The 6,012-nt window shown below is 66.0% G+C and carries 6 protein-coding genes; 2 read left to right on the top strand and 4 right to left on the bottom strand.

All coding sequences use genetic code 11. The features are described from left to right. Positions 1-322: 322 nt before the first annotated feature. Together CcI49_RS36465 and CcI49_RS36470 are read right to left on the bottom strand one after the other, a co-directional pair. Positions 323-697 (bottom strand): ribbon-helix-helix protein, CopG family, encoded by a 375-nt coding sequence (locus CcI49_RS36465; protein WP_241840466.1) that lies wholly within the window; start codon positions 695-697, stop codon positions 323-325. Beyond that, positions 694-1,176 carry a MarR family winged helix-turn-helix transcriptional regulator gene (locus CcI49_RS36470; protein ID WP_076834130.1) on the bottom strand — a complete coding sequence of 161 codons (483 nt, stop codon included), beginning with the start codon at positions 1,174-1,176 and terminating at the stop codon, positions 694-696. Before CcI49_RS36470 ends, CcI49_RS36465 begins: the two co-directional genes overlap by 4 nt. Before the next feature lie 179 nt (positions 1,177-1,355). Between CcI49_RS36470 and wrbA the strand changes: the two genes are divergently transcribed. Together wrbA and CcI49_RS36480 are read left to right on the top strand one after the other, a co-directional pair. Continuing rightward, on the top strand, positions 1,356-1,994 hold the full coding sequence (gene wrbA / locus CcI49_RS36475; RefSeq protein ID WP_076834132.1) for an NAD(P)H:quinone oxidoreductase: 639 nt from the start codon (positions 1,356-1,358) through the stop codon (positions 1,992-1,994). Between the two features lie 106 nt (positions 1,995-2,100). Continuing rightward, positions 2,101-3,252, top strand: a complete 1,152-nt coding sequence (locus CcI49_RS36480) for a serine hydrolase domain-containing protein (protein ID WP_076834134.1) — start codon at positions 2,101-2,103, stop codon at positions 3,250-3,252. A gap of 535 nt (positions 3,253-3,787) precedes the next feature. Here the strand turns inward: CcI49_RS36480 and CcI49_RS36485 are convergent. Continuing rightward, positions 3,788-4,330, bottom strand: a complete 543-nt coding sequence (locus CcI49_RS36485; RefSeq protein ID WP_054568413.1) for a hypothetical protein — start codon at positions 4,328-4,330, stop codon at positions 3,788-3,790. Positions 4,331-5,251: 921 nt separating this feature from the next. Then, on the bottom strand, positions 5,252-5,863 hold the full coding sequence (locus CcI49_RS41810) for a hypothetical protein (protein ID WP_131831284.1): 612 nt from the start codon (positions 5,861-5,863) through the stop codon (positions 5,252-5,254). Between the last annotated feature and the right edge of the window lie 149 nt (positions 5,864-6,012).

Genomic DNA, 6,012 nt, shown 5'->3' on the forward strand with positions numbered 1-6,012 from the left:
TTCCCCCAGGCCGTCGCGTGTCCGGCCCATATTTTAGGACCGCCCCGCGAAAGCCGGTAGTCGCCGAAGGGCATACCTTCGGGCACCCTTCACGTCCACGATATCCGCGATGCCCGCGATGCCCGCGATGCCCGCGACGGAGCGGAAGCCGCCAGCGGCGCCGTGAACGCTCGCCTCAAGGGGATCTGCTAGTCCCCACCGATCATCGGAAGGATGGAGTCGGCGCGAACCGTCAGCGCCGCCGCCAAGGAGCCGGCACACCGACCCCAGCACGGCAAGCGGACACGGTCAGCGGCCTGTGTATCCGTTTGCGGACCGCGAATCAAGCTGATTCGCGAAGGACCCTGCGCACAATCTCTTCGACCTGCTCCACGCTGACGACAGGAGCATCAGGGCTCTGGACCGCCCGAGCGAGGATGCGCCGGACCAACACCGAGGTCGGCAGGTGCTCGGCCGCCGCGCGGGCCTTGAGGGCCTCGGCCAACGAGGCGGGCACTCTCACAGACACGACAGCCTGCTCCGCTTCGACAGCCTCAGCCTCAGCGGCTTCGGCCTCCTCGGCCGCGTACTCGGCTCGAATCGCGTCACGCCGGGCACGCCTGGACGCATCAGTCACCGCCGCTCTCCCCCTCCAGATGGTCCCGAAGATCGCTTCCGCGGGTCTTCCACGCGGTGATCCCAGCCTCGTATCGCTCACAAACCTGCACCCACGGAGTCGCCATCGTTACCTTCGGCCCGTTGTTGCCGGGTGATCTGCGCGAATGCGCGCTTGAACTCGGCGTAGGCGTCGACGCCGAGGACCTCGGCGTGGCGGTCCTCGATGGCTGCCACGATCGCGTCGGAACGGCTCATCTCGTCGAGCCCCAGCTCCGTCGGGACGACGAGCTTGGCTCGGCGGTCCGCGGGATCGGGGCGGCGTTCGACGTAGCCGAGCGCCTCCAGCTCGTCGACGAGCTTGCCTATGACCTGTTTGTGCTGGCCGGAGTGGCGGGCCAGGTCGGTGGCGCGACTGCCGTCGACGTCCAGGTAGGCCAGCACCGCTCCATGCTGGGGCCGCAGGTGTGGGTGCCCCTGCTGGGCCAGGGTGCGGAACAGCTCCTCCTGCACGGCGAACAGGAGCCGACTGGCGAGAATCCCAAGATCGGGATCAACCTGCTTGCGTTCACTCCGACGCATCGCCCTCCCCCCAACTAGTCACCTAAGTTGATAGTCACCGATATTGACTATCGCGAGTTCTCGCCATACCGTCGTTACCAGCCCACGCCGCAACGAGCGAGGTCGGCGGCCGTCAAGCACGCCCGACCCCAGCGCGGCTTCCCTTCTGTCCTGCCCGTCCACTGTCAGGAGCGCGTCCGATGGGTGCCCTCGTCAAGGTATCGATCATCTACTACTCGGCCACCGGCCACGTCGCGGAGATCGCCCGCGAGATGGCCGAGAGCGCCACGAAGGCCGGAGCGGACGTCCGCCTCCGCCGGGTCGGCGAACTCGCGCCGCAAGCGGCCGTCGACACCAGACCCGAACGGGCTTTCGACGCCGAGATGACCGCCGACGTCCGGGTCGCCAAAGCCGACGACGTCGCCACGGCCGACGACCTGATCTGGGCGGACGCGGTACTCATGGGCTCGCCGACCCGATTCGGCAACGTCTCCGCACAGCTCAAGCATTTCCTCGACACCCTGGGTGGCGCGTGGCAGCGGGGCCTGCTGGCCGACAAGGTCTACAGCGGTTTCACATCCACCGGCACCCTGCACGGCGGCCACGAGTCGACGTTGTTGGCACTGGCCACCACCTTCCATCACTTCGGCGGCATCGTCGTGGCCCCCGGCTACACCCATCCCGCCAAGTTCACCGACGGCAACCCCTACGGAACCTCCCACCACGACGCCGGCGGTGCCCAACCGGTCGACGACGTCACCCGCGCCGCGGCCCGGATCCAGGCCGAGCGGGTGGTAGGGGTCGCCCGCTCGATCGGAGCCGCACGCGCCGCGGCGTGACCCTCACCCCCGCTGGCGCCAACCACCCCAGGCCCGACTCCCGATGTCGACGCGAGCCGAGAACGGGCCGACACGTCGACGAACCGACATCCAGAGCTGAGGGGCGATGACATTGCGCGAGGTCGGTGTGCACGGCACCGTCGCAGCGGGCTACGAGCACGTGCGGGAGGAGTTCGCCGCCGTCGCCGCCGAAGACGATGATCCGGGGGCCCAGCTCGCGGCCTACCACGACGGACGGCAAGTGGTCGACCTGTGGGCCGGAGACGGGCTGACGGGCGACTCGTTACTCGCCCTGTACTCGTCAGCCAAGGGTGCGGTCTACCTGGTCGTAGCGCTGCTGGTACAGGACGGCGTGATCGATCTCGACCGCCCGGTCGCGACGTACTGGCCAGAGTTCGCCGCCGAAGGCAAGGCCGACATCACGGTGCGAGCCCTGCTCTCGCACCAGTCCGGTCTGATCGGGGTGGACGGCGGGTTCAGCACCTCGGAACTGGCCGACGATCGCATCCTCGCCCGGCGACTGGCCGGGCAGCGGCCCTACTGGCCGCCTGGGACCGGGTACGGCTATCACGCTTTCGTGATCGGCGCGCTCGTCGGCGAGGTGGTCCGGCGGGTCGCCGCGGTGTCCGTCCAGGAGCTGTACGAGCACCGCATCCGACGGCCGTACGGGCTCGACTTCTACTTCGGGCTACCCGAGAGGCTGGAATCACGATACGTACCCGTCAGGCCGCTGCCGCCCGCGCGGCTCGAAGCCGCAGCAGCGAACTCGCCGGCTCCGGACAGCCTGACGGGAATCGCCTTCAACCTCAACGCCAGCCCGCCGACCGACCTTGTCGAGTTCGCCAACACCCGGTCGGTACGGGCGCTCGGCCCCGCTTCCTCGGGTGGCTTCGGTAACGCCCGCGGCCTCGCCGGAATGTACGCCGCCGCGATCAGCGGGCGGCATGGCCGGGACCCACTACTTGAACCCGGCATCCTCGCCGAGTTCACCACGGCCCATGTGAGCGGCCTCGACCTGGTCACCGGCGAGCCCGACCACTTTCTGCTGGGCTTCGAGGCACAGTGCGTCCGATACCCGTTCCTCGGTCCGGATGCCTTCGGTCACAGCGGAGCGGTCGGCGCCCAGACCTTCGCCGATCCACGCAGCCGGGTCACCTACAGCTACACCCGACGCCGCTTTGCCTTCGGCGGGGGTGGCGGGGCCCCCGAGAACCACCGTCTGGCGACCGCCGTGATGAACGCGGCCACCCGACAATGAGCGCGCCATGAGCCCGGCCCGGCCAGCGCCTTGGGCCATCGCACCGACCAGTCCGCACGGCGAGTCCTGTACGGGCACCCAGGAGCTTGTGTCCGGGCGAGGCAACGTCCCGACCGGTACGGCAGTCCTCCGCCAGGGCCGGGGAGCACGCCACGGAGGCCGACGTTCCTGGCCYCCGGCTCCCCGACCGACGTGCCGAGCAACGCCGCCAGCTCAGGCGGATCCTGCCTTGGCGGCGACCTTCATCTGCTTCGTGCCACGGCGTAGTCCTCCGACCTGCACCTATCCGCCTGGCAGGCCGCCTGACCTGCGGTTCTCGCTTTCAGTAGTTGCCACTGGTGTGGACCGTTTTCCACCCTCCTGCGGACTGTTTGCGGACCGCTGAAGCGCCTCGGGGGCTCGCGGCCCGGCGGCTACAAGATGGCGGAGTGTGACGCTCTGGCGTCGCGGCCTGCCGATCAGGAGGACGGAGTGCCTCGCTCGCTGCTGCCCGAGAGGCACGACGGACATGCCACTCGACGTCGGCCGACAGCGGCTATGCGCCATCGTCAACCGCACGCCGCCACTGAGCTTCGAATTCCTCGGAGTTGATCTCCCAAGCGGCGGCCTCCGGGGCGTAGAGGTCGACCACAGGAGGGTTGAAGGCCCAGTCGTCCGGCCCGGACCTCACAGACGTCCCGTCGTCGCGCACCTCCACCTGGCGCAGGCGGCGCCCGTCCGGCCCGACCTCCAGGTAGTACGAAGCGGGGTCAACCCCATCCTCGCCTTCCCACCGGCGACACAGATGTACGAGAGCCCTCCCGGCGCAAGCCGCGAAGTCCGGATGCCCCCGCTGCGCGTCACGCTGTTTCCGCAGTTCCTTCAAGGGCGACGGCAAATGTGGCGCGTCAAGGGCCACCTCGGTCAGGTCCCACGTCGCGGCCCGCTGAACGGCCTCAGGCTGCGTCACGACCTCGACCTCGGCGATCCGCTCGACGATCTCCTGCGCCGACCGCGCCCGGACCCACCACCACAGTTCGCTCATCCCGTAGTCGTGCAGGACGAGGAACCGCTGACCATCCGCATCGCCATCGATCATCCGCCCGACGGTAGACCCGCCGGGCTTCAGCCTTGGGACACACCGTTGCTACCGAAACGACGGGACGTGCCTACGTGGACAGCCGACCGACCCCAAGCACAACAGCGGCGGTCTTGAAAACTACGCGGGGCGCCGCTCGGCCCGACGCCATGTGGTCCTCCTGACCTCGGTGAATCCTGCCTGACCTGGTCAGACACTTCGCCATGATCGTCGGGGCGTGGTCCCGGTGAGTCTCACGGAATCCCACTGCTGACCGTGGTTATCGATTGCCAGGATCGGGTATCACCGAAGGTCTCGGGTCGACTACCTAGTGCGAGTTCGGGCGCCGTCCGACTCTGGTCACGATCGGCAATGATGCGCCGCCCATGGTGGGGTCCAGCTTGCTGGCTTCAGCGCCAAGTGGATGATGCCCTCCACGCGGGTCAACGGGGGAATCATGCGCATGTATGGGCCTGGTATGTCGATCGGTCTCAGTGGGCTCAACTTTCGAGCACCAGGGATGTCGTTCGGTGGCCGAGGCAGCCGGTCCGGCGGAGGTGCTATCGACCGAGGCATCGCGGGACTTGTCGCCCTGACTGTCGAGATGACCGTTCTCTGCTTCAAGTTGATGTTGTAGTTCTCGCTGGTGTCACTGCTCTTCGGTGTGTGGTGCTGCCAGTACATGTTCTTCGTGCCGGCCGTGGCTGCGATCCGCCGAACCCAGGGACAACAGCCCCTCGTGCTGCCCGCACATACGCGCCCGTGGTTCCTCCGCCGCCACTGACGGACGAACTCCCGGACGAGAACTACCGAGCGTGACCATGTCTGAGTGTGATCATTGGTCACGTTCGGTATGGGTACCTTTAAAGATCGGTTATCAAGGCGCGGGTGCCAGGCATCTCGTGTATCGGCCGGGTAAACACGACGGGACAGTGCCAGAGCTCAGGCTTTGCCGAATGGCTTGTTTTGCCCATCTTCTTCCTCTCCCTGAGTAAAGGCATCGGCAGCCGCCGAGCCCATCAGGGAGCTTTCAGAAATTTCGCGCATCTTTGCCGCGGCGATCTCGCGGAGGGGTTCTATCCTTTCAAAGAAATATCTAAAATGGACGGCTTCGCCGTCCTCTTCGTCGCCCCCTTGAGAGGATCTAGCTCGGTCATCCCTATTCTCTTCACTGCCTTCTTGGGTGGGTTCATCGTCAGTCATAATGTCTTCACTGCCTTTTTGGGTGGATTCATCGTCATCCCTATGTTCTTCACCGTCTTCTTGGTCGGATTCATCGTCGGCCATAATGTCTTCTCCGGTCCCCTGATTGGCATCCGCGTGTCCCTTGTAGCCTGTGGCGGTCGCTCGGATTTGTTTGTCGAATTCTTCGGCCATATAGCGCTTTACAAGGGCATACTCATGGGGCTTCGCAAGCTGCAGGAAACTCTCGATCAAAGTTGCAAGCGAGGCAAGGCCGGCAATGAGCCACTTAGAGGTAGCAACTTTTCCCTCGGGGGTCTGGTTCGCAAGCGTAATGATGGGTATTGCGGCGACCGCGGTGAGGCTTACCATGCGAAGAGATCTGAAGGTCCACGCACTCGCACTCGATGTTCGATGGGCGCTACGACATTACTTCTGGACGTCCTCAACGTACCGCCGTCGCTCATCTCTGCGAGCAGCACTGTTTCCAAGGATTGCCCTTGTGCTGTTTCCAAGGATTG

It is taken from the genome of Frankia sp. CcI49 (assembly GCF_001983215.1).
Lineage (GTDB): Bacteria > Actinomycetota > Actinomycetes > Frankiales > Frankiaceae > Parafrankia > Parafrankia irregularis.

Coding starts and splice junctions, on each gene's coding strand:
- CcI49_RS36485 (WP_054568413.1), bottom strand. CDS start 4,330: ATGATCGATGGCGATGCGGATGGTCAGCGGTTCCTCGTCCTGCACGAC.
- CcI49_RS36480 (WP_076834134.1), top strand. CDS start 2,101: ATGACATTGCGCGAGGTCGGTGTGCACGGCACCGTCGCAGCGGGCTAC.
- wrbA (WP_076834132.1), top strand. CDS start 1,356: ATGGGTGCCCTCGTCAAGGTATCGATCATCTACTACTCGGCCACCGGC.
- CcI49_RS41810 (WP_131831284.1), bottom strand. CDS start 5,863: ATGGTAAGCCTCACCGCGGTCGCCGCAATACCCATCATTACGCTTGCG.
- CcI49_RS36470 (WP_076834130.1), bottom strand. CDS start 1,176: ATGCGTCGGAGTGAACGCAAGCAGGTTGATCCCGATCTTGGGATTCTC.